We start from the raw sequence: 22,551 nt of genomic DNA, 5'->3' as shown, positions 1-22,551 counted from the left end.
AACAAGAAAGAGTGAGGTAATGAAGTGAGCGGCGTAGAAACCTTTGCAACCGGCCCGATGTGGCTGGGATTCATCCTGTTTGTGCTGGGCATGCTGGCGCTGGACATGTTCGTCCTCGGCGGCCGGCATGCGCATCGCGTCGGGCCGCGGGAAGCGCTGGGCTGGTCGCTGGTCTGGGTGGCGCTGGCGCTGGCCTTCGGCGGGCTGATCTGGTGGTATCTCGACGCCAACGTGGGGCGCGAGATCGCCAACCAGAAGAGCGCCGAGTTCCTGTCCGGCTACCTGATCGAGAAGGCGCTGTCGGTCGACAACATCTTCGTGTTCCTGATGATCTTCAGCTACTTCTCGGTGCCGCCCGAAATGCAGCGCCGCGTGCTGCTGTACGGCGTGGTGGGCGCGATCGTGATGCGGGCCGTGATGATCCTGCTGGGCGCCTGGCTGATCGCGCAATTCAGCTGGATCCTGTACCTGTTCGGCGCTTTCCTCGTGTTCACCGGCGTGAAGATGCTGGTCTTCGCCGACAAGGAGCCGGACCTGGGCGACAACCCGCTGCTGCGCTGGCTGCGCAAGCACCTGCGCATCAGCCATGACTACGACGGCGAGAAGTTCTTCACGATGCAAAACGGCGTCAAGTACTTCACGCCGCTGATGCTGGTGCTGATCCTGATCGAGCTGTCCGACCTGATCTTCGCGGTCGACAGCATCCCGGCGATCTTCGCGATCACCAAGGATCCCTTCATCGTGTTCACGTCGAACATGTTCGCGATCATGGGCTTGCGTGCGCTGTATTTCCTGCTGGCCGATTCGGCGGAGCGTTTCCATCTGTTGAAGTACGGCCTGGCCCTGGTGCTGCTGTTCGTGGGCATCAAGATGCTGGCGGCGTACTGGTTCCACATCCCGGTGCTGTGGTCGCTGGCGGTGGTAGGCGCGATCCTGCTGGTGTCGATTGTGCTGAGCCTGGCCTTGTCAGGCAAAAACAAGGCGACGGGAAGCTGAATGTAGTGAGTAGCGTGGTGGAGGGCCCTTGCCGGCCGGAGCGATCCGGCCGGTTTTTTATTGCCTGTCGGAATGATGCCGAATTTGCATCTCCTGATTAATTGGGGACGGAGTACATTAGAATGTCGCCTCCATCATCCGCTTCCCAGTGAATTGCCATGGCCCGTCTTCCCCGCCTCGTCGTCCCCAGCCAGCCGCACCACATCATCCAGCGCGGCCATGATGGCCTGGTCGTCTTCCGCGACGCCGATGACCACCTGGCATTCCTGGGATGGCTGAAGGAAGCGTCGCGCCAGTTCAAGGTGGCCGTCCACGCCTATGTGCTGATGCCGGACCACCTGCACCTGCTGGCCACGCCGGCCGACGACCAGGGCCTGGCACGGATGATGCAATGGATAGGGCGCCACTACGTCCCCTATTTCAACCAGAAGCACGGGCGCAGCGGCACGCTGTGGCAGGGGCGTTACCGCGCCACCGTGGTGGATGCCGAGCTTTATCTGCTGGCCATCTGCCGCTACATTGAACTCAATCCGGTGCGAAACCGCCTGGTCGCAGCGCCCGGAGAGTACCCGTGGTCCAGTTACATGCATCACATTGGCGCAAAGCAGGATGGCTTGATTACCGACCATCCCATGTATTGGTCAATCGGCAACACGCCTTTCGACCGCGAGATCGCCTACCGGCAACTGACCGAAGAGGGGATCGCGCAGGACGACGTGGCGCGCATCACCGATGCCACGCTCAAGGGCTGGGCGCTGGGATCGGACGATTTCAAGCAGGCGCTGGAGCGCCAGACGCACCGTCGGGTCAGCCCGGCCAAGCGCGGCCGGCCGACGCTGGCGAAGTCGCCGGCCGAGCAGGAAGCCGCTCTCCAGGAACAGCAGAAGTAGGCATTTAGAAAATTAGTCTTTCGGATCAATGACTTAATTCGGGATCATTAACTCTGTCCCCAATTAAAAATTCCTAAAAATCGTGTGGAATTTAATATGACTCCGACCCCTTTTATTCTTATTGAACTATTGGGTGCACTGCACTATTCTTCAAATCCTTACTGTCAATGTGGTGGAGTACCGTTATGCACGCGCAAGGCCTTTACGACCCAGCAAATGAACATGACGCCTGTGGCGTCGGTTTCATCGCCCACATCAAGGGCAAGAAATCCCATTCCATCGTTGACCAGGGTTTGCTCATTCTGAAGAACCTGGACCACCGGGGCGCCGTGGGCGCCGACCCGCTGATGGGTGACGGCGCCGGTATCCTGATCCAGATTCCCGACCAGTACTACCGCGAAGAGATGGCCAAGCAGGGCGTGGACCTGCCGCCGCCGGGCGAATATGGCGTGGGCATGGTGTTCCTGCCCAAGGAAAACGCCTCGCGCATCGCCTGCGAACAGGAAATCGAACGCGCCGTGCTGGCCGAAGGCCAGATCGTGCTGGGCTGGCGCGACGTGCCGGTCGACACCGACATGCCGATGTCGCCCACCGTGCGCGAAAAAGAACCGGTGATCCGCCAGATCTTCATCGGCCGCGGCCCCGACATCATGGTCACCGACGCGCTGGAACGTAAGCTCTACGTGATCCGCAAGTCCTCCGGCCACGCCATCCAGGCGCTGAACCTGTTGCACGGCAAGGAATTCTTCGTGCCCTCGATGTCCGCCCGCACCGTGGTCTACAAGGGCCTGCTGCTGGCCGACCAGGTCGGCGTGTACTACAAGGACCTGCAGGACGAGCGTTGCGTCTCGGCCCTGGCCCTGGTGCACCAGCGCTTCTCCACCAACACCTTCCCCGAGTGGCCGCTGGCCCACCCGTACCGCCTGATCGCCCACAACGGCGAAATCAACACCGTCAAGGGCAACTTCAACTGGATGCGCGCCCGCGAAGGCGTGATGCAGTCGGCCGTGCTGGGTTCGGACCTGAAGAAGCTGTTCCCGCTGATCTATGAAGGCCAGTCCGACACCGCCAGCTTCGACAACGCGCTGGAACTGCTGGTCATGGCCGGCTACCCGCTGCCGCAGGCGATGATGATGATGGTGCCCGAAGCCTGGGAAAACCACACCTCGATGGACGACAACCGTCGCGCCTTCTATGAATACCACGCCGCCATGATGGAGCCGTGGGACGGCCCGGCCGCGCTGGCCTTCACCGATGGTCGCCACATCGGCGGCACCCTGGACCGCAACGGCTTGCGTCCGGCGCGCTACATCGTCACCGACGACGACCTGGTCGTGATGGCCTCCGAATCCGGCGTGCTGCCGATTCCCGAATCCAAGATCATCCAGAAGTGGCGCCTGCAGCCGGGCAAGATGTTCCTGATCGACCTGGACGCCGGCCGCATCATCGACGACAAGGAACTGAAGGACACCTACGCCAACGCCAAGCCTTACAAGCAGTGGATCAACTCGGTGCGCGTCAAGCTGGACGAGCTCGAGAACGAGCCGCGCCAGGCCGCGTCCGAGCTGTCGCTGCTGGACCTGCAGCAGGTCTTCGGCTACACCCAGGAAGACATCAAGTTCCTGATGGCGCCGATGGCCACCGGCGGCGAAGAGGCGATCGGTTCCATGGGCAACGACTCGCCGCTGGCGGTCATGTCCAACAAGAACAAGACCCTGTACAACTACTTCCGCCAGCTGTTCGCGCAGGTGACCAACCCGCCGATCGACCCGATCCGCGAAGCGCTGGTCATGTCGCTGGTGTCCTTCATCGGACCCAAGCCCAACCTGCTCGACACCAACAACATCAACCCGCCGATGCGCCTGGAAGTGACGCAGCCGGTGCTGGACTACGACGACATCGCCAAGCTGCGCAACATCAGCGCGCACAGCGGCGGCAAGTTCAAGTCCTATGAACTGAACATCTGCTATCCGGTCGCCTGGGGCAAGGAAGGCATCGAAGCGCGCCTGGCATCGCTGTGCGCCAAGGCCGTGGACGCCGTCAAGTCGGGCCACAACATCCTGATCATCTCGGACCGCAAGGTCGACGCCGACCAGCTGCCGATCCCGGCGCTGCTGGCCACCTCCGCGATCCACCAGCACCTGGTCAGCAAGGGCCTGCGCACCTCCACCGGCCTGGTGGTGGAAACCGGTTCGGCCCGCGAAACGCACCACTTCGCGCTGCTGGCCGGCTACGGCGCCGAAGCCATCCACCCGTACCTGGCGATGGACACCCTGTCGGAAATGGCCCGTGGCCTGCCGGGCGACCTGTCGGCCGACAAGGCCATCTACAACTTCCAGAAGGCGGTCGGCAAGGGCCTGCTGAAGGTCATGTCCAAGATGGGCATCTCGACCTACATGTCCTACTGCGGCGCGCAGATCTTCGAAGCCATCGGCCTGTCCAAGTCGCTGGTCGACAAGTACTTCAAGGGCACCGCCTCCAACGTCGAAGGCATCGGCGTGTTCGAAGTGGCCGAAGAAGCGCTGCGCCTGCACACCGCGGCCTTCAGCGCCGACCCGGTGCTGGCCAATGCGCTGGACGCCGGCGGCGAGTACGCCTTCCGCATCCGCGGCGAAGAGCACATGTGGACCCCGGACGCGATCGCCAAGCTGCAGCACTCGACCCGTTCGAACAGCTACAACACCTACAAGGAATATGCCCAGCTGATCAACGACCAGTCCAAGCGCCACATGACGTTGCGCGGCCTGTTCGAGTTCAAGATCGATCCGTCCAAGGCGATCTCGATCGACGAGGTGGAACCGGCCAAGGAAATCGTCAAGCGCTTCGCCACCGGCGCCATGTCGCTGGGCTCGATCTCGACCGAAGCGCACGCCACCCTGGCCATCGCGATGAACCGCATCGGCGGCAAGTCCAACACCGGCGAAGGCGGTGAAGACGTCAACCGTTACCGCAACGAGTTGAAGGGCATCCCCATCAAGCAGGGCGCGACCCTGGCATCGGAAATCGGCCGCGAGCACATCGAAGTCGACATTCCGCTGCAAGAAGGCGACTCGCTGCGTTCGCGCATCAAGCAGGTTGCCTCGGGCCGTTTCGGCGTGTCCGCCGAATACCTGATCTCGGCCGACCAGATCCAGATCAAGATGGCGCAGGGCGCAAAGCCCGGCGAAGGCGGCCAGCTGCCGGGCCACAAGGTGTCGGAATACATCGCCAAGCTGCGCGTGTCGGTGCCGGGCGTGGGCCTGATCTCGCCGCCGCCGCACCATGACATCTACTCGATCGAAGACCTGGCGCAACTGATCCACGATTTGAAGAACGTCAATCCGCGCGCTTCGATCTCGGTCAAGCTGGTGTCTGAAGTGGGCGTGGGCACCGTGGCCGCGGGTGTGGCCAAGGCCAAGTCCGACCACGTCGTGATCGCAGGTCACGACGGCGGCACCGGCGCTTCGCCGCTGTCCTCGATCAAGCACGCCGGCTCGCCCTGGGAACTGGGCCTGGCTGAAACCCAGCAGACCCTGGTGCTGAACGGCCTGCGCAACCGCATTCGCGTGCAGGCCGACGGCCAGATGAAGACCGGCCGCGACGTCGTCATCGGCGCCATGCTGGGCGCCGACGAGTTCGGCTTCGCCACCGCACCGCTGGTGGTGGAAGGCTGCATCATGATGCGCAAGTGCCACCTGAACACCTGCCCGGTGGGCGTGGCCACGCAAGATCCGGTGCTGCGCGCCAAGTTCTCCGGCAAGCCGGAACACGTGGTCAACTTCTTCTTCTTCATCGCCGAAGAAGCGCGCCAGATCATGGCCCAGCTGGGCATCCGCAAGTTCGACGAGCTGATCGGCCGCGCCGACCTGCTGGACCGCTCCAAGGCCATCGCGCACTGGAAGGCCCGCGGCCTGGACTTCAGCCGCATCTTCTTCCAGCCGGAATCGACCCTGCCGGTGTATCACACCGACAATCAGGATCATGGCCTGGACAAGGCGCTGGACCACAAGCTGATCGCACAAGCCCAGATCGCGCTGGAAAAGGGCGAGAAGGTTTCCTTCATCTCCCCGATCAAGAACCTGAACCGCACCGTCGGCGCCATGCTGTCGGGCGAGGTGGCCAAGCGTTACGGCGACGAAGGCCTGCCGGACGACACCATCCACATCCAGCTGCAAGGCACCGCAGGCCAGTCGGCCGGCGCTTTCCTGGCCAAGGGCGTGACCCTGGACCTGGTCGGCGAAGGCAACGACTACGTCGGCAAGGGCCTGTCGGGCGGCCGCATCATCGTGCGTCCGAACACCGAATTCCGCGGCCGCGCCGTGGACAACATGATCTCGGGCAACACCGTGCTGTACGGCGCCATCACCGGTGAAGCGTTCATCAACGGCGTGGCCGGCGAGCGTTTCGCGGTGCGCAACTCCGGCGCCATCGCCGTGGTGGAAGGCACCGGCGACCACGGTTGCGAATACATGACCGGCGGCACCGTGGTGGTGCTGGGCAATACCGGCCGCAACTTCGCAGCCGGCATGTCGGGCGGCATCGCCTACGTGTACGACCCGGAAGGCGATTTCGCCGGCAAGTGCAACACCTCGATGGTGACGCTGGAGAAGGTGTTGTCGGATTCCGAGCAGGAGCACGAGCTCGGCCGCAACATCTGGCACAGCCTGACCCGCGGCGGTGCACGCCAGACCGATGAAGCCATCCTGCGCGGCTTGATTGAGCGGCACTTCAAGTACACCGGCAGCACGCGTGCGCGCTACCTGCTGGACAACTGGGCGGCCTCGCGCGCCAAGTTTGTGAAGGTCTTCCCGACCGAATACAAACGCGCGCTGGCAGAACTGGCCGCCGCTGCCGAAGCCAAGAAGGAAAAGGTCGCTGCCTGAGCGGCGGTCTTTTCGGATCAATCAAGTACATAAGCACGTCGGCGGGCACGGCGGAATTGAATCGCCGCCCGTCGCATCCTTAGCGAGAAATGTGAGAGGAAAATGGGAAAAGCAACCGGTTTCATGGAATACCAGCGCCTGAAAGAGGCCAGCGAAGCGCCAGCCGCACGCACCAAGCACTACAAAGAATTCGTCCTGCACCTGACCGACGGCGACGCCAAGATCCAGGGCGCGCGCTGCATGGACTGCGGCATTCCGTTCTGCAACAACGGCTGCCCGGTCAACAACATAATTCCTGACTGGAATGACCTGGTCTATCGCGGCAACTACAAGGAAGCGCTGGACACGCTGCACTCGACCAACAACTTCCCCGAGTTCACCGGCCGCATCTGCCCGGCGCCCTGCGAAGCGGCCTGCACGCTGGGCATCAACAACGACGCCGTGGGCATCAAGTCGATCGAGCACTTCATCATCGACAAGGGCTGGGAAAACGGTTGGGTGGTGCCGCAACCGCCCGCCATCAAGACCGGCAAGAAGGTCGCCGTGGTCGGCGGCGGTCCCGCCGGCATGGCCGCGGCCCAGCAGCTGGCGCGCGCCGGTCACGATGTGACCCTGTTCGAAAAGAACGACCGCATCGGCGGCCTGCTGCGTTACGGCATCCCCGACTTCAAGATGGAAAAGTCCCACATCGACCTGCGCGTGGAGCAGATGCAGGCCGAAGGCGTGACCTTCCGCACCGGCGTGTTCGTCGGCAAGGATTTCCCGGAGACCGTCAACAACTGGTCCAAGGAAACCATCTCGCCCGAACAGCTGCAAAAGGACTTCGACGCCATCATCATCTCCGGCGGCGCCGAAGCGCCGCGCGACCTGCCGGTCCCGGGCCGTGAGCTGAAGGGCGTGCACTTCGCGATGGACTTCCTGCCGCTGCAGAACAAGGTCAACGCCGGCGACAAGCTGAAGAACCAGATCATGGCCACCGGCAAGAACGTGGTGGTGATCGGTGGCGGCGATACCGGTTCCGACTGCGTCGGTACCTCCAACCGTCACGGCGCCGCATCGGTGACCCAGTTCGAACTGATGCCGCAACCGCCGGAATCCGAAAACAAGCCGCTGGTGTGGCCGTACTGGCCGATCAAGCTGCGTACCTCGTCCTCGCACGAAGAAGGTTGCGAGCGCGATTTCGCAGTCACCACCAAGCGCCTGGAAGGCAAGGGCGGCAAGGTCGAGAAGCTGATCGCCGCACGCGTCGAGTTCAAGGACGGCAAGATGGTCGAAGTGCCTGACTCGGAATTCGAGATCAAGGCCGACCTGGTGCTGCTGGCCATGGGCTTCGTCTCGCCGGTGCAGCAGGTGCTGGACGCCTTCGGCGTCGAGAAGGATGCGCGCGGCAACGCCCGTGCCACCACCGACGGCGAAGGCTGCTACAAGACCTCGGCCGACAAGGTGTTCGCCGCAGGCGACATGCGTCGCGGCCAGTCGCTGGTGGTGTGGGCGATCCGCGAAGGCCGTCAATGCGCCCGCGCAGTCGACGAGTTCCTGATGGGTGCGTCGCTGCTGCCGCGCTGATAGCAATGACTCAACGAATCATTGAATCATTGAATCATTGAATCAATGATTCGATAACGATTTAGCTTCATTTGACCTGGACCCGGACAGACGCAAGTCTGTCCGGTTTTTTTTGTCCGCGCGGGAGCGCGCCCCGCATGCCGCAGCGGATGGCCTCAAGTAAAATGACCGGATTCGCCCACCCGAGGCTGGCACAGGACCCCATGGCTACTCCGATCCGCTACACCATTACTTCCAACGATCCCGCATCCCACGTCTTCGAGGTCACCGTCACGGTCGACAAACCGGCCGCCGACGGCCAGGTGTTCTCGCTGCCGGCGTGGATTCCCGGCAGCTACATGATCCGCGAGTTCGGCAAGAACATCGTGCAGCTGAAGGGCGAGTCCGGCGGCCGCAAGGTGGCGGTGAAAAAGCTCGACAAGCACACCTGGCAGGCCGCTCCCTGCACCGGCGCGCTGACGCTGTCCTACCAGGTCTACGCCTGGGATCTGTCGGTGCGCACCGCGCACCTGGACCAGACGCATGGTTTCTTCAACGGCACCAGCGTATTCCTGGCCGTGCATGGCTTCGAAGGCGGCCAGCATGTGGTCGATATCCGCCGGCCCGAGGGCGAGGCCTTCAAGCGCTGGCGCGTGGCCACCGCGATGCCTGAGCTGAAGGCCAAGCGTTACGGTTTCGGCACCTATGTCGCGCGGGACTACGATGAGCTGATCGATCACCCGGTCGAGATCGGCGACTTCGCGCTGGCCAGTTTCAAGGCGCACGGCACGGCGCATGACGTGGTCATCACCGGTCGCGTGCCCAACCTCGACATGGCGCGCCTGTGCGACGACCTGAAGAAGATCTGCGAAGCGCAGATCGCCTTCTTCGAGCCCAAGACCCGGCGCGCGCCGATGCAGCGCTACGTCTTCATGACGCTGGCCGTCGGCGACGGCTACGGCGGGCTGGAGCATCGCGCCTCGACCGCGCTGATCTGCTCGCGCGCCGACCTGCCGGTCAGGGGCAAGCCGGAGCAGACCGATGGCTATCGCACCTACCTCGGCCTGTGCAGCCATGAATATTTCCATACCTGGAACGTCAAGCGCATCAAGCCGGCGGTGTTCGCGCCCTATGACCTGCGCCAGGAGAACTACACCTCGCTGTTGTGGCTGTTCGAAGGTTTCACCAGCTACTACGACGACCTGTTCCTGGTGCGCACCGGCGTCATCGACACCGACAACTACCTGAAGCTGCTGTCCAAGACCGTCACCGGCGTGCTGCGCGGCGCCGGCCGCAAGAAGCAGAGCGTGGCCGAATCCAGCTTCGACGCCTGGGTGAAGTACTACCGCCAGGACGAGAACGCCGCCAATGCCATCGTCAGCTACTACACCAAGGGTTCGCTGGTGGCGCTGGGCCTGGACCTGACCATCCGCAGCCAGACCCGCGGCCGCCGATCGCTGGACGACGTGATGCGCGGGCTGTGGCAGCGTTATGGCCGTGAGTTCTACGAGGGCGGGGCGCAGGGCGTGCCGGAGGACGGCATCCTGTCGCTGATGGAGGAACTGGGCGGCGCCGACCTGAAGCGCTTCTTCGAGCGCTGCATCCGCGGCACCGAGGATGTGCCGCTGGCCGAGCTGCTGCCGGCGTTCGGCGTCAGCTACGACGAGGCTTTGCCCAAGGATGCCAAGCCATGGCTGGGCGCGCGCGTGACCAAGGACGGCGGCGACGCCAAGCTGGCCACCGTCTATGACGGCGGTCCGGCGATGCAGGCGGGCTTGTCGGCCGGCGACCGGCTGGTGGCGCTGGATGGCCTGCGCGTGCCGGCTGCGGGCGTGGACGGCTTGCTGGCGCGCTATCGTTTGAACGACACCGTGCGCGTGCATGCCTTCCGTCGCGACGAGTTGATGGAATTCTCGGTCAAGCTCAAGGCCGATGCGGCGCCCCAGGTCAAGCTGGCTGCGCTGGGCAAGCCGGCGGCGGTGGTGCGCCAGCGCGAGTCGTGGCTGAAGATGTAGGGGATTGCAGCGGTGTGGCCGCGCCTTCGTGTGCGTGGCGGCTGTGATTGGCGGCCGTTTCGCCCAGCGGGTGCAGGGCGGCGTGTCGCAGGCGCGCCATGTAGTGCTCGCGCATCAGGCGCATATCGGGCGCATATCAAGCGCATTACGCAGCAGGCAATAAAAAAACCCGCCTTCCGGCGGGTTTTTCATTTGAGGCAGAAGCGGATTACTTGGCTTCTTCAGCGCCGCCGGCGGCAGCTTCGCCTTCAGCGGACACTTGACCGGCCGGCACGGTGGCGGTGGCGATGGTCAGGTTTTCCTGGGTCACGGCGGTCACGCCGTTGGGCAGCTTCAGGTCAGCCAGGTGGATCGATTGGCCGACGTCCAGCTTGGCCAGGTCGACTTCGATGAATTCCGGCAGGTTCTTCGGCAGGCAGGTCACGTCCAGTTCAGCAGCCACGTGGCTGATGATGCCGGCGTGCAGCTTGACGGCCGGCGAGATCTCGGCGTTCACGAAGTGCAGGGGCACCTTGGTGTGCAGCTTTTGCGATGCATCGACGCGTTGGAAGTCGACGTGCAGGACCAGTTGCTTGTATGCGTGGACTTGGAAGTCGCGCAGCAGCACTTGTTCAACCTTGCCTTCGATTTCCAGGTCCAGGATGGACGCGTGGAAGGTTTCCTTCTTCAGCGCGTGGTACAGCGCGTTGTGGTCCAGGGCGATGTTCAGCGGGGCAGCGGTGCCGCCGTAGACGATACCCGGGGTTTGACCGGCATTACGCAGGCGGCGGCTCGCTCCGGTGCCCTGATCTTTGCGCGGAAAGGCGATAACTTTCATTTTGAAGCTCCAATGTTGGCAAGGCGCGTCGGTGCGTTGACGTATGCCCTGCGTGGTAAATATCCCCCGCGACCAGGGGATATGAAAAAACCTCGCCGCAGGATTGCGACGAGGCGAATTCTATTTCTTACTCTGCGAACAGCGACATCACCGAGTCGCCCTTCGTGATGCGCTTGAAGGTCTCGGCCAGCAGGTCCGCGCAGGTCAGTTGGCGGACCTTGGTGCAGGCGCGCGCGGCCGGCGACAGCGGGATGGTGTCGGTCACGACCAGCTCGTCCAGCGGCGAATTGCTGATGCGGTCGATCGCGGGGCCCGACAGCACCGGGTGGGTACAGTAAGCCACCACCTTCTTGGCGCCGCGTTCCTTCAGCACTTCGGCGGCCTTGGTCAGGGTGCCGGCGGTGTCGACCATGTCGTCCATGATCACGCAGTTGCGGCCTTCGACTTCACCGATGATGTTCATCACTTCCGAGACGTTGGCCTTCGGACGGCGCTTGTCGATGATCGCCAGGTCGCAGCCCAGGCGCTTGGCCAGCGCACGCGCGCGCACCACGCCGCCGACGTCGGGCGACACGACCAGCAGGTCGTCGTAGTTCTTGGCCACCAGGTCGCCCAGCAGGATCGGCGAAGCGTAGATGTTGTCGACCGGAATGTCGAAGAAGCCCTGGATCTGGTCAGCGTGCAGGTCCATGATCAGGACGCGTTCGACGCCGGCTTCCTGCAGCATGTTGGCGACCACCTTGGCGGAGATCGCAACGCGCGCCGAACGCGGGCGGCGGTCCTGGCGGGCATAACCGAAATACGGAATGGCGGCGGTGATACGGCCGGCCGATGCGCGCTTCAGTGCATCGACCATGATCATGATTTCCATCAGGTTGTCATTGGTCGGCGCGCAGGTGGACTGCAGCACGAAGACGTCCTTGCCGCGAACGTTTTCATTGATCTCGACCATGACTTCACCGTCGGAGAACTTGGAAACGTTGGCCTTGCCCAGCGGGATACCGAGTTTGTCAGCGACGCCTCGCGCCAATTCCGGGTTGGCGTTGCCGGTAAAAACCATCAGGTTTTCAAGTGCCATGTGGGTATCCCTGAATTCAATCGTAAAAAAAAGTCGAAAAGCAAAAAGTCGAAAAGCCGACAATGCTTGACTGATCGGTCTCACATTGACGGCTTATTTTTTTGACTGGACATCTGGCCGACTGGCCGGTCCTGAATTTAATGGCAGGGGAACAAGGAGTCGAACCTTGGAATGCCGGAATCAAAATCCGGTGCCTTAACCAACTTGGCGATTCCCCTACACAATCTGCTGTCTGCCGTGTCATCGCGCATCTGCTGCGCAACTCTTCGTCAAACCAATTCTTTACTCACGACTTCAAGAAACGGGCGAGAGGATGTTCCTGCATCGCTTTGGCTTTCCAGCCGATCCAGCGCGAAGGCAATTGTTTCAGCACTTCGTCTGCCTGATGTTCGTGTTCGAATGCACTAAACACACAGGCGCCGGATCCGGTCATTCTGGCATTCCCGAATCTGCTCAGCCATTCGACGGCTTCCGCGATTTCAGGGAAATGTTCTGTTGCCACCATTTCCAGATCGTTTTTCCCGAAGCTGGAAGCGATTTGTTTCGTCGCATCAGGAAAGTCCGTTATTCTGACGGCTTCAGTATCCCTTGTCAATCGTTTCGATGAAAAAATTATCGAAGTCGGAACAGATACTCCCGGTTCTATCACCACATACCAACAATCGGCCGTCTCCAGCGGGGACAGCGCCTCGCCCACGCCTTCGGCAAAAGCGTTGCGCCCGAAGATGAAGAAGGGCACGTCGGCGCCCAGTTTCAGGCCGATGTCCATCAGCTCTTGGCGCTTCAATCCGGTCTGCCACAGGTGATTGAGCGCCACCAGCGTGGTGGCCGCATCCGAGGAGCCGCCGCCCAGGCCGCCGCCCATCGGCAGGATCTTGTTGACCGTGATCGATGCGCCCAGCTCCGGGCGCCCCGCCGTTTGGCGCAACAGTCTGGCTGCGCGCACCACCAGGTCCGACTCCGCGGGCACGCCGGGAATATCGTTGGTGCGCACGATTTGGCCGTCGTGCCGCACGGCGAAGTCCAGCGTGTCGCAGCGGTCGATCAGCTGGAAGGCGGACTGCAGCAGGTGGTAGCCGTCCGGCCTGCGGCCGGTGACGTGCAGGAACAGGTTGAGTTTGGCGGGCGCCGGGCAGGCGTTGAGGATGGCGGTCATGCGTGATGCGGCTTGATCAGGGGGTCTTCCAGCTGTCGACCGCGATGCGGATCGAGACCTTGCCGGCTTGTTCGGTGTCGCGCGTCATGTCGATGCGCTTGGGACGGATTTCGCCGCTGTCCGGGTCGGGCTGCCAGTTGGCATAGACCACGCGCCAGCCGTCCCTGGTCGAGAAGCTTTCGTAATCTTCCCCGGGTTTGGCGGTGAAGGTCTTGCCGGCGGCATTGGTGCCGGTGCCTTGCAGCCACTGCCGCATGCCGGAAACCGGCAGCGGCCAGCCCAGCGATTGCGCGGCCAGCTGGTCGACGTCAGGCGCCACCTGCGGCGCGCGGCCGGATTGCACCAGCGTGGAAATGCCGGGCTTGACGTTGATGGTGGCCACCGTTTGGCCCAGCGGCGACAGCAGCTCCAGGTTCAGCTCCTTGGGCGTCTGCGCCCAGATGAAACTGCCATGCAGCGACTGCGGGCGGTCGCCCTGCTCGTATTGCACGGAAATGCGGCCGTTGATGGCGATGCTTTCCTGGTAGCCCGGGGCGGTCGCGGTGAGCGCGGGCGCGGCCTGCTGCTGCAGGCCGGCGCAACCGCCCAGCAGCAGCGCCATGCCGGCCGCGCCTGTCGCGGCCATGCGGCGCAGGCCGCAGGCCGATGAGAGTACGCGCGTCATCATGGCTTGGCGTTGAGCCGCGCCAGCGTGCTTTTCAGTACCTCGTTGTCGGGATCCTTGGCCTGCACTTCGCGCCAGACCTGCCGGGCTTCATCCTGCTTGCCGCGCGTCCACAGCACTTCGCCCAGGTGCACGCCGATTTCGGGATCAGGGCGCAGCGCGTAGGCGTGGCGCATCTGCGTCTCGGCCTGCTCCAGCTTGCCCATGCGGAACTGGATCCAGCCCAGGCTATCGGCGATGAAGGCGTCTTCCGGCGCCATGTCGGCGGCCTTCTGGATCAGTTCCAGCGCCTCCGGCAGGCGGATGTTGCGATCGGCCAGCGAGTAACCCAGCGCGTTGTAGGCGTGCTGGTTGCCCGGCGCCAGCTTCATCACGCGGCGCAGGGTCTTTTCCATTTCGTCGTACTTGCCCAGCTTCTCCAGCACCATCGCGTAGTCGTAGAGCAGGTCGGTGTTGTTGGGGAAGCGGTCGATGCCGCCCTTGAGCACGTCGGCGGCTTCCTGGTTGCGGTTGGCGTCGCGCAGCAGCAGCGACTCGGCCTGCACCAGCTGCAGCTGCTCGGCGTCGTTGGCCGATTCGGACTGCGCCGCTTCCAGCGCCTTGCGGGCGCCGTCGATGTCGGACTTGCGCGCCAGCAGCTGGGCGCGACGCACCTGGATGTTGACGTAGCCGTCCGAGCCCGGCTCGGCCTGGTCGAGGTAGCGCAGCGCGCCGTCGTAGTCCTTGCGTTCCTCGGCGATGCGCGACAGCAGCAGGATGGCCTGGCTCGGGTCGCGGTCATCTTCGGGCTGCGACGCCAGCACCTGCAGGTAACGCTGCAGGTAGTTTTCGGCGTCCTTCAACTGGTCGGTCTGGGCCGACAGCACGCCCAGCGCGAACAGCGTGGTCGGATCTTCGCCGTCTTCCTTGAGCAGCGCCTCGAACTGGGCGCGCGCTTCCTTGTAGTTCTTCTGTTCCACCAGGCTGCGCGCGTAGGCGATGCGCACTTCGCGCGAATCCGGGTACTTGCGCAGGAACTCCGAGATCAGCTTGGTCGCTTCCTTGGTGTCGGGCGCGACCTGGGCCGCGGTCAGGATCGCCAGTTCGGAGTCGGGCTTGATCTTCAGTGCGGCGCGCGCCTCGCGCTGGGCGTAGGTGGTGTCGCCCACGCTCAAGGCGCCTTGCGCCAGCGCCAGGTGGGTTTCCAGCAGGTCGCCGTAGGGCTGGGTCACTTTCTGCAGGATCGCGAAGCTGGCCTGCTTGTCCTTGGCGCGCACCAGCAGCCGCTGGATCTGCAGGATCATCGGGCCGCGCGCCTGCGGGGCGGCGTCGGCCAGGCGCTGGGTCAGCAGCGGCTCGATCTCGTCGACGCTGTCCGAGAGCATGATCAGGCCGAGGTAGTTCTGCAGCGCCTCATCCGAGTGCGGCGCCAGTTCGGTCCACAGGCGCACCGCCACCAGCGCTTCGCTGGGCTGGCGCGCGGTGATCGCGATCTCGGCGGCGCGCTTGGCCAGGCGCGGGTCGCGCGTCTGCTGCGCGGCCGAGAGGATGGTCACATAAGCCGATTGCCACTGGCCGCGCTGGAAGGCGATCTCGGCCGTCAGCACCTTGTAGAGGATGTCTTCGCTCAGCTCGACCGCCGGCAGCGTGTCGTCCTGCTGCTGCGCCTTGGCCTTGGGCGACTTCTTGCGGGCCGCCGCGGCGGACATGGCCGAAGCCGTCTTCTTGTCCTGCGCCGCTTCGGCGTTCGCCTTGTCGCCGGACTGCTGGAAGCTCGCGCATGCGGTCAGCAGCAGGGAGCTGGTGAGGAGGGCGATGGTTTTTTTCAAGGTGTCGTCCTGACTATTCGGGAAGTTTCGATTTTACGCCCAAGCGCAATTGCTTTGCTGTAAGCGGAGTGTAATCCATCTTGCAGGGCGGCCGCTGCCGGCCGCGCCTGCCGCAGGCCTTGTTTTCGGCATCTGCATTATCATATGGAGCTTCCCACCCGCCAGCTCTTCCGAAGTAGCCAGATGCCAGAATTGCCAGAAGTAGAAGTCACCCGCCGCGGGGTCGCGCCCTATCTCGAGGGCAAGACCGTCAGCGGCGTCGTCATGCGCCACAGCGGCCTGCGCTGGCCGTTTCCCGCCGGGCTGGACGCGCTGCTGGCCGGTCGCGTCGTGCGCAGCACCGGGCGCCGCGGCAAATACCTGCTGATCAACTTCGACCACGGCACGCTGATCGTGCACCTGGGCATGTCCGGCCACCTGCGCATTTTGCCGCCGGGCATCGTCCCGCAGAAGCACGACCACTTCGACCTGCTGGTAGGCGGGCAGGTGATGCGTATGACCGACCCGCGACGTTTTGGTGCAATCCTCTGGCACGATATCGCCGAGGGCTCGGTCGAAGAGCACATGCTGCTGCGCAGCCTGGGCCTGGAACCGCTGGAAGACAAATTCTCGGCGCGCGAGCTGTTTCGCCAGACGCGCGCCCGCTCGGCGCCGATCAAGCAGGTGCTGCTGGCCGGCGACATCGTGGTCGGCGTGGGCAACATTTACGCCTCCGAGAGCCTGTTCAAGGCCCGCATCAATCCCAAGACGCCGGCCTACAAGATCAGCCTGGCGCGCTACGAGCGCCTGGTCGAGGCGATCCGCGAAACGCTGGCCGCCGCCATCGAGCAGGGCGGCAGCACGCTGCGCGACTTCATCGCGGTCAACGGGCAGTCGGGTTATTTCCAGCAAAGCTATTTCGTCTACAACCGCACCGGCCTGGAGTGCCGCGTGTGCGCCAGCCCGATCCGCCAGATCAAGCAGGGCCAGCGCTCGACGTTCTATTGCGTGAGCTGCCAGAAATGAAGGGCCTGGTCGACAAACCGAAGCGCGGCGCCGCGCCGGCCGGCGGCGAGCGCTATGAGGATCCGGGCTTCTCGGCCGAGGTGATCGCCTGGCAGCGGCAGCATGGCCGCCACAAGCTGCCCTGGCAGAACACGCGCGACGCGTATCGCGTCTGGCTCTCCGAGATCATGCTGCAGCAGACCCAGGTGACTGCCGTCATTCCCTATTACCAGCGTTTCCTGGAGCGTTGCCCCGACGTCTTCAGCCTGGCCGCCGCGCCTTCCGAGGATGTGATGGCCTTGTGGAGCGGGCTGGGCTACTACACCCGCGCGCGCAACCTGCACAAATGCGCGCAGCGCGTGGTGGCCGAATACGGCGGCCGTTTTCCCGACGATCCGGCGCTGCTGGCTGACTTGCCCGGCATCGGCCGCTCCACCGCCGCGGCGATCGCGGCGTTTTCCTACGGTCGCCGCGCCGCCATCCTGGATGGCAACGTCAAGCGCGTGTTCGCGCGGGTGTTCGGGGTCGACGGTTATCCCGGCGCCAAGCCCGTCGAGGACAAGCTGTGGTTGCGCGCCGTCGCCCTGCTGCCGGAGGAAGGCATTGAGGCCTATACGCAGGGGTTGATGGACCTGGGCGCCACGCTGTGCGTGCGCGGCACGCCTTCATGCGCCAAATGCCCGCTGGCCGGGCGCTGCGTCGCGCTGGCGCAGGACCGCGTGAAGGAGCTGCCGGTTTCCAAGCCGAAGAAGGCCGTGCCCGAGCGGGAGACGGTGATGCTGGTGGTCACCCATGGCGCCGATGTGTTGCTGGAGCAGCGCCCGGACAGCGGCATCTGGGGAGGTTTGCTGTCGCTGCCGGAAATCGCGGTGGGCGATGCGGCGCACTTCGATACCGCCGTGCGCACGGTGGTTGCACCCTATGGCGAACTGGAAGGCTGCCGCAAGCTGCAGCCGTTCTCGCATGTCTTCACGCACTTCAAGCTGCATGTCGCGCCGTTCCAGGTAGCGCTGGCCAGCCGCTCGCAGCGCATCGCACAGAATGCGCTGGTCTGGTATCCGGTGGAAAAGCTGGCTGACGCGCCCTTGCCGGCGCCGGTGAAGAAGCTGCTGCTGGGCGTGCTGCGCAGCGACGACCTGCTGGCCGCGGTTTAGGCGGTGCGGCGGTCCAGTTGCCGGTGGCGGCAGACCACCTGTTCGCTGGCGCGGAAGTGCTTCGACAGCTGTTCGGCGATATAGACCGAGCGATGCTGGCCGCCGGTGCAGCCGATGGCTACCGTCAGGTAGCTGCGGTTGTCCTGCTTGAACGCAGGCAGCCATTTCTCGACGAAGCTGCGGATGTCGCCGAGCATGTTGCCCACTTCCGCGTAGCCTGAGAGGAATTCGATCACCGGATCATCGCGTCCGGTCAGCGGGCGCAGTTCGGCATCGTAGTGCGGGTTGGGCAGCATGCGCACGTCGAACACCAGGTCCGCGTCCAGCGGAATGCCGTGCTTGAAGGCGAAGGACTCGAACAGCAGGGTCAGCGGCGAGCGCTCGATGTCGACCAGTTCCTTGATCCAGGTGCGCAGCTTGTTGGAGCTCAGCTGGGAGGTGTCGATGACATGCGCGATCTCCTGCATGTCGCCCAGCATTTCCTTTTCTATCTCGATGCATTCGGCCAGCGTCAGCCGGTCGGCCGGGTTGCGTCCGGGCAGCAGGCGGTGCGACAGCGGATGGCTGCGGCGGGTTTCTGAGAAGCGGGTGATGAGCGTCTCGTTGGAGGCGGTCAGGAAGAACACCTTGACGTCGTGGCCGGCGGCCTTGAGCTTGTCGATGTCGGTGCGCAGGGTGGCCAGCGAGTCGGCGCTGCGCGCGTCGGTGGCCACGGCCAGCATGCTGGCGCCTTCCCTGATGCGGGTGTCGACCAGGTCGCACAGCAGGGCGGGAGGCAGGTTGTCGACGCAGAAATAGCCGGCGTCTTCCAGCACATGCAGTGCCACGGATTTGCCGGAGCCGGAAATGCCGGTGATCAGAACGATACGCATGCGTCAATAATAACGCATGCGATATGAACGCCGCGTGACAGTTGCGACGGTTCCCGTGCGGCGGGATTATTCGCCGTTCATGGCGCGACGCTGGCGCTCGATGAATTCCTTGAGGGTGTCGATGCCGCGCAACTGCAGGATGGTGTTGCGCACCGCGGCTTCCAGCAGCACCGCGATGTTGCGGCCGGCCGCCACAGGGATCACCACCTTGCGGATCGGCAGGCCCAGCACTTCCTCGTATTGGGCGTCCAGCGGCAGGCGCTCGTAGTTCTCTTCCAGCGTGCTGCGGCGGACCAGGTGCACGATCAGCTTGAGCCGCATTTTGCGGCGTACCGCGGTCTCGCCGAAGATGGCCTTGATGTCCAGCAGGCCCAGGCCGCGCACTTCCAGCAGGTTCGCCAGCAGCGGCGGGCAGCGGCCCTCGATCATGTTGGGCGCGATACGCGCGAATTCCACCGCGTCGTCGGCCACTAGGCCGTGGCTGCGCGAGATCAGTTCCAGCCCCAGTTCGCTCTTGCCCAGGCCGGATTCGCCGGTGATCAGCACGCCCACGCCCAGCACGTCCATGAACACGCCGTGCATGGTGATCTGCTGCGCCAGCTTCTTGGACAGATACACGCGCAGGTAGTCGATCACCTGCGCCGCCGGCAGCGGCGTGGAAAACAGCGGGATGTTCTTTTCGTCGCACACCGCCAGGATGTCGGGCGGCGTCGACAGGCCCTGGGCGATGATGAAGGCCGGCGGCTCGCCGGCCACCAGCTCCGCGGTCTGGTAGGCGCGCGAGGTATTGGACAGGCGCTGGTAGTACTCGATTTCCTGGTGGCCGAAGACCTGGATGCGCCCGGGGTGGATCAGGTTGAGGTGGCCCACCTGGTCGGCGGCCGACACGGCGTCGCCGGAGATCAGGCGCTCGCCGCCGGGGAAGCCGGCAAACCAGCCCAACTGCAGGGATTCACGGTTTTCTTCGTAAAGCTGCTGTATCGACAACGCGGAGTAATTGGGCATGTAGGTCCGGTTCGGCTGGCTAAAGAGGGGCGATGCAAACGATGTCGCCGGCCATCCGGCTTGGCTTGAGCCATGGGCGACGTCGCTTCTCAGATGCAGGGTACAGAATTTGCCGGCCGGCGGGAAGCCGCCGGCGCAGCGTCGGGCGTATCAGCCCGCTTTTTCGAGGGACGGCTGCCAGGTCACGATGCGTGCGTGGACCACCGCGGCATCCGGCTCGGAAGTCAGTTCATTGCGGAAGGCGTCGTCGGAAAACATCTCGGCGATTTCGGAGAGGATTTCCAGGTGCTGCTGGGTGACATGATCCGGAATCAGCAGAAAAACCAGCAGTTTGACCGGCTGGCCATCGGGCGACTCGAAGGGGATCGGCGCAGACAGGCGCATGAACAGCGCCAGCGGGGCCTTGAGCCCCTTGATGCGGCCGTGCGGGACGGCGACGCCATGGCCAAGCCCGGTCGAACCGAGGCGCTCCCGGGCAAACAGGTTTTCGGAAACGGTCGAGCGGGCGATGCCGCTGTTGTTTTCGAAGGTCAGGCCGGCTTGTTCGAAAGCTCTTTTTTTGCTGGAGACTTCCAGGTCCAGAACCACATTTTCTGGAGACAGGATTTTTGCAAGATTAGTCATGACGCTCAAAGAATTACCACGGGGTGAAGCTTTGAGCAGAATTATAGGCCTGTTTGAGGCCCCCGCAATGTTTTGAAAGCGCCGAAAAAGAGGTGAATTTGACCGGAATGAAAAGTTTTGCCCCGGGGGCGCCGCCGCAGCGCGGAAAATTCGGAAAAGTTGTTGTAAATCAATCCCTTCCGCGCTTTCCCCTTCTTTACTTTTGCTGACGCGGCGTGCCTCGCCGGGGTCACATTTCGATGCGGCCGAAGATCAGCAGCACGTCGCCGTTGTTCTTGTTGGAACCCAGTCGCGGCACATAGGCAAACATGATCTTGCCCTTCTGGGTGCCGATCGAGGCCAGCGGCAGCGGCACCGGGAACGGGACGCTGTGCAGATAATCCTGGCGGCTTATCAGCATGGCGGTGCCGCCGATGCCGACCTCAAGCCCGGTCTTGGCCACCGGGAACACCCATTCATGGGCGTAACCGGCCATCCACTGCGGATGCCGGTGGGAATCCTTGAGCACGAAAGCGTACAGGGATTCGTCGTTGCCGCTCTCGTTGCGCAGGGTCTTGCCATAGCCCAGGCCCCAGGCGTGTTCGTTGAGTTCGTTCAGCTTTTCGCGGGTATAGGTGCTGCGACCGTGGTGGGCGACGCCGGAGAGGTAGATGGCGTGGTCGCCCTTGTCCCAGATGTTGGACATGTGGTCCTTGGTGTCCTGCCACAGCAGGCTGAACTTGTTTTCTTCCGCATGGGCGGCCGGCGCGGCGCACAGGGCCATGCCGGCGACGCAGGCGGCCATGATGCCGGCCACATGCCTGATGCCGGAAACGGGGGAGGGAAAAGCGCCTTGGCGCTGGATGGTGTTTTTCATATTGTTATCGACTACGGGCTAATACCCTGCGCCTGCGCGAAGCGGAGCGTGGGCATGGCGGGATGGTTGTTGCGTTTGGAGTGACCGGACGGCTTCTTGAAGCAGTTCCTGCATGAAGGCCGTCGGTGGAACAGACACGCATTTTCAGGGAAAAATTCCCCAAAGGCGTGCATTGTCCGCGGGCAAGATGTTACCAAATTCAGGATCGAGCTTACCGGAGCCCCACGGGCGGCGGGGCTGCGGCAAGATCCGGTAACAATTTATTGATGCCGCGCGCGATGCGCGGGCATGGGCTTACTGGCGAGCGTTGCGCAGCTGCGAAGGCGGCTTGCCGCTGGAGAAATTGCTGCGCCAGGGATTGATGTCCAGGCCGCCGCGCCGCGTGTAGCGCGCGTAGACCGCCAGTTTCTGGGGTTTGCAGTGGCGCAGGATGTCGGTGAAGATGCGCTCCACGCATTGCTCGTGGAATTCATTGTGCTCGCGAAAGCCGATGATGTATTTCAGCAGCCGCTCCTGGTCGATCGGCGCGCCCACGTACTGGATCTGCACGCTGCCCCAGTCCGGCTGGCCGGTGACCGGGCAGTTCGACTTGAGCAGGTGCGACACGAAAGTCTCTTCCACCGTCGCTTCGTCATGACTGGCGCGCAGGATGCTGCCGTCGGGATGCGAGGCGGCTTCGATTTCCACGTCCAGCCGGTCCAGCGGCAGTCCCGAGAGCTCGCCGAACTGCAGCTGGCCGAACTGCGCCGGCTCGGTCAGCGCGACCTGCACCGCGGCGCCGGCGGCGGCCGACAGGTCGGCGCGCAGCTTGTCGAGCAACTCTCCGGAGCTTTCCAGGCGCTCTTGGTTGAAGGAGTTCAGGTACAGTTTGAACGACTTGGACTCGATGATGTTGGGCGAGTCCGCCGGCACCATGAAGGTGGCGATGGCGATCTGCGGCTTGCCGCGCAGGTTCAGCCACGAGATCTCGTAGGCGGTCCAGATGTCCACGCCGAAGAAGGGCAGGCTGCCCGTGATCTGCAGTTCGGCGCGCTTGGGCGCGCGCGGGATGGGGAACAGCAGCGACGGGTCGTAGGCCTCGGGATACTCCGAGCTTTTGCCCAGCGGCGAGGTTTCCGGCGAATGGCCGGCGGCGGATGCGGACGGGGTTGGCTTGTCCATGATGATTCTCCTGCGGTGTTGCGGGCTGTCTGAACTGTCTGCTGCGTCGCGTCGCCCGGGGCAA

17 protein-coding genes and 1 tRNA gene are annotated in these 22,551 nt (G+C 63.7%); 7 read left to right on the top strand and 11 right to left on the bottom strand.

Features of this window, described 5'->3' with window-relative positions:
- The first annotated feature begins 24 nt into the window (after positions 1-24).
- The 5 genes from CEJ42_RS16815 to CEJ42_RS16795 all read left to right on the top strand — a co-directional run bounded on the left by CEJ42_RS16815 (position 25) and on the right by CEJ42_RS16795 (position 10,308).
- The gene (locus CEJ42_RS16815) at positions 25-996 is read left to right on the top strand and encodes a TerC family protein (protein WP_088751901.1); all 972 of its coding nucleotides are present in this window, start codon (positions 25-27) and stop codon (positions 994-996) included.
- A gap of 158 nt (positions 997-1,154) precedes the next feature.
- Complete coding sequence (locus CEJ42_RS16810; RefSeq protein WP_088751900.1) at positions 1,155-1,886, top strand: transposase; 732 nt, start codon at positions 1,155-1,157, stop codon at positions 1,884-1,886.
- Between the two features lie 185 nt (positions 1,887-2,071).
- Positions 2,072-6,748 carry a glutamate synthase-related protein gene (locus CEJ42_RS16805; protein ID WP_079218219.1) on the top strand — a complete coding sequence of 1,559 codons (4,677 nt, stop codon included), beginning with the start codon at positions 2,072-2,074 and terminating at the stop codon, positions 6,746-6,748.
- Between the two features lie 102 nt (positions 6,749-6,850).
- Positions 6,851-8,314, top strand: a complete 1,464-nt coding sequence (locus CEJ42_RS16800) for a glutamate synthase subunit beta (RefSeq protein WP_079218220.1) — start codon at positions 6,851-6,853, stop codon at positions 8,312-8,314.
- Positions 8,315-8,517: 203 nt separating this feature from the next.
- The gene (locus CEJ42_RS16795; protein ID WP_088751899.1) at positions 8,518-10,308 is read left to right on the top strand and encodes a M61 family metallopeptidase; all 1,791 of its coding nucleotides are present in this window, start codon (positions 8,518-8,520) and stop codon (positions 10,306-10,308) included.
- A 208-nt stretch (positions 10,309-10,516) separates the two neighbouring features.
- Here the strand turns inward: CEJ42_RS16795 and CEJ42_RS16790 are convergent, their stop codons facing one another.
- The 6 genes from CEJ42_RS16790 to CEJ42_RS16765 all read right to left on the bottom strand — a co-directional run bounded on the left by CEJ42_RS16790 (position 10,517) and on the right by CEJ42_RS16765 (position 15,831).
- Positions 10,517-11,125: a 50S ribosomal protein L25/general stress protein Ctc gene (locus CEJ42_RS16790; RefSeq protein WP_079218222.1), complete on the bottom strand. Its 609-nt coding sequence runs from the start codon at positions 11,123-11,125 to the stop codon at positions 10,517-10,519.
- A 127-nt stretch (positions 11,126-11,252) separates the two neighbouring features.
- Complete coding sequence (locus tag CEJ42_RS16785) at positions 11,253-12,203, bottom strand: ribose-phosphate pyrophosphokinase (RefSeq protein WP_079218223.1); 951 nt, start codon at positions 12,201-12,203, stop codon at positions 11,253-11,255.
- Between the two features lie 141 nt (positions 12,204-12,344).
- A tRNA-Gln gene (locus tag CEJ42_RS16780) sits at positions 12,345-12,421 on the bottom strand.
- A 68-nt stretch (positions 12,422-12,489) separates the two neighbouring features.
- Positions 12,490-13,359: a 4-(cytidine 5'-diphospho)-2-C-methyl-D-erythritol kinase gene (gene ispE, locus CEJ42_RS16775; protein WP_088751898.1), complete on the bottom strand. Its 870-nt coding sequence runs from the start codon at positions 13,357-13,359 to the stop codon at positions 12,490-12,492.
- 16 nt (positions 13,360-13,375) lie between these two features.
- On the bottom strand, positions 13,376-13,984 hold the full coding sequence (gene lolB / locus CEJ42_RS16770) for a lipoprotein insertase outer membrane protein LolB (RefSeq protein WP_088752018.1): 609 nt from the start codon (positions 13,982-13,984) through the stop codon (positions 13,376-13,378).
- A 38-nt stretch (positions 13,985-14,022) separates the two neighbouring features.
- Entirely contained in the window at positions 14,023-15,831 is a 1,809-nt protein-coding gene (locus tag CEJ42_RS16765) for a tetratricopeptide repeat protein (protein WP_088751897.1), read from the bottom strand.
- A gap of 183 nt (positions 15,832-16,014) precedes the next feature.
- Between CEJ42_RS16765 and mutM the strand changes: the two genes are divergently transcribed.
- Together mutM and mutY are read left to right on the top strand one after the other, a co-directional pair.
- Positions 16,015-16,836 (top strand): bifunctional DNA-formamidopyrimidine glycosylase/DNA-(apurinic or apyrimidinic site) lyase, encoded by an 822-nt coding sequence (gene mutM / locus CEJ42_RS16760; protein ID WP_079218226.1) that lies wholly within the window; start codon positions 16,015-16,017, stop codon positions 16,834-16,836.
- Positions 16,833-17,969 (top strand): A/G-specific adenine glycosylase, encoded by a 1,137-nt coding sequence (mutY, locus tag CEJ42_RS16755; protein WP_088751896.1) that lies wholly within the window; start codon positions 16,833-16,835, stop codon positions 17,967-17,969. The genes mutM and mutY overlap by 4 nt, the downstream gene beginning before the upstream one ends.
- Here mutY and rapZ read toward each other — a convergent pair.
- From rapZ to queF, 5 genes are all read right to left on the bottom strand, one after another.
- A complete protein-coding gene (gene rapZ / locus CEJ42_RS16750) occupies positions 17,966-18,841 on the bottom strand; it encodes an RNase adapter RapZ (RefSeq protein ID WP_088751895.1) in 876 nt (291 codons plus the stop codon). The genes mutY and rapZ overlap by 4 nt on opposite strands.
- A gap of 66 nt (positions 18,842-18,907) precedes the next feature.
- On the bottom strand, positions 18,908-19,846 hold the full coding sequence (gene hprK / locus CEJ42_RS16745; protein WP_079218229.1) for an HPr(Ser) kinase/phosphatase: 939 nt from the start codon (positions 19,844-19,846) through the stop codon (positions 18,908-18,910).
- A 150-nt stretch (positions 19,847-19,996) separates the two neighbouring features.
- On the bottom strand, positions 19,997-20,470 hold the full coding sequence (locus CEJ42_RS16740) for a PTS sugar transporter subunit IIA (RefSeq protein ID WP_079218230.1): 474 nt from the start codon (positions 20,468-20,470) through the stop codon (positions 19,997-19,999).
- A 229-nt stretch (positions 20,471-20,699) separates the two neighbouring features.
- Entirely contained in the window at positions 20,700-21,233 is a 534-nt protein-coding gene (locus CEJ42_RS16735; RefSeq protein WP_420809804.1) for a hypothetical protein, read from the bottom strand.
- 387 nt (positions 21,234-21,620) lie between these two features.
- Positions 21,621-22,487 (bottom strand): NADPH-dependent 7-cyano-7-deazaguanine reductase QueF, encoded by an 867-nt coding sequence (gene queF / locus CEJ42_RS16730; protein WP_088751894.1) that lies wholly within the window; start codon positions 22,485-22,487, stop codon positions 21,621-21,623.
- Positions 22,488-22,551 lie beyond the last annotated feature (64 nt).

The sequence above is a fragment of the Herbaspirillum robiniae genome (assembly GCF_002213415.1).
Taxonomy (GTDB): domain Bacteria; phylum Pseudomonadota; class Gammaproteobacteria; order Burkholderiales; family Burkholderiaceae_D; genus Herbaspirillum; species Herbaspirillum robiniae.
Note: the sequence above shows the minus strand (reverse complement) of the source record. Positions and strands in the feature narration are given on the sequence as shown.

What these genes read in the sequence shown, in the direction of transcription:
- CEJ42_RS16810 (WP_088751900.1), top strand. Translation starts at nt 1,155, where the DNA reads ATGGCCCGTCTTCCCCGCCTCGTCGTCCCCAGCCAGCCGCACCACATC.
- CEJ42_RS16805 (WP_079218219.1), top strand. Translation starts at nt 2,072, where the DNA reads ATGCACGCGCAAGGCCTTTACGACCCAGCAAATGAACATGACGCCTGT.
- CEJ42_RS16800 (WP_079218220.1), top strand. Translation starts at nt 6,851, where the DNA reads ATGGGAAAAGCAACCGGTTTCATGGAATACCAGCGCCTGAAAGAGGCC.
- CEJ42_RS16795 (WP_088751899.1), top strand. Translation starts at nt 8,518, where the DNA reads ATGGCTACTCCGATCCGCTACACCATTACTTCCAACGATCCCGCATCC.
- CEJ42_RS16790 (WP_079218222.1), bottom strand. Translation starts at nt 11,125, where the DNA reads ATGAAAGTTATCGCCTTTCCGCGCAAAGATCAGGGCACCGGAGCGAGC.
- CEJ42_RS16785 (WP_079218223.1), bottom strand. Translation starts at nt 12,203, where the DNA reads ATGGCACTTGAAAACCTGATGGTTTTTACCGGCAACGCCAACCCGGAA.
- ispE (WP_088751898.1), bottom strand. Translation starts at nt 13,359, where the DNA reads ATGACCGCCATCCTCAACGCCTGCCCGGCGCCCGCCAAACTCAACCTG.
- lolB (WP_088752018.1), bottom strand. Translation starts at nt 13,984, where the DNA reads ATGGCCGCGACAGGCGCGGCCGGCATGGCGCTGCTGCTGGGCGGTTGC.
- mutM (WP_079218226.1), top strand. Translation starts at nt 16,015, where the DNA reads ATGCCAGAATTGCCAGAAGTAGAAGTCACCCGCCGCGGGGTCGCGCCC.
- mutY (WP_088751896.1), top strand. Translation starts at nt 16,833, where the DNA reads ATGAAGGGCCTGGTCGACAAACCGAAGCGCGGCGCCGCGCCGGCCGGC.
- rapZ (WP_088751895.1), bottom strand. Translation starts at nt 18,841, where the DNA reads ATGCGTATCGTTCTGATCACCGGCATTTCCGGCTCCGGCAAATCCGTG.
- hprK (WP_079218229.1), bottom strand. Translation starts at nt 19,846, where the DNA reads ATGCCCAATTACTCCGCGTTGTCGATACAGCAGCTTTACGAAGAAAAC.
- CEJ42_RS16740 (WP_079218230.1), bottom strand. Translation starts at nt 20,470, where the DNA reads ATGACTAATCTTGCAAAAATCCTGTCTCCAGAAAATGTGGTTCTGGAC.
- CEJ42_RS16735 (WP_420809804.1), bottom strand. Translation starts at nt 21,233, where the DNA reads ATGGCCCTGTGCGCCGCGCCGGCCGCCCATGCGGAAGAAAACAAGTTC.
- queF (WP_088751894.1), bottom strand. Translation starts at nt 22,487, where the DNA reads ATGGACAAGCCAACCCCGTCCGCATCCGCCGCCGGCCATTCGCCGGAA.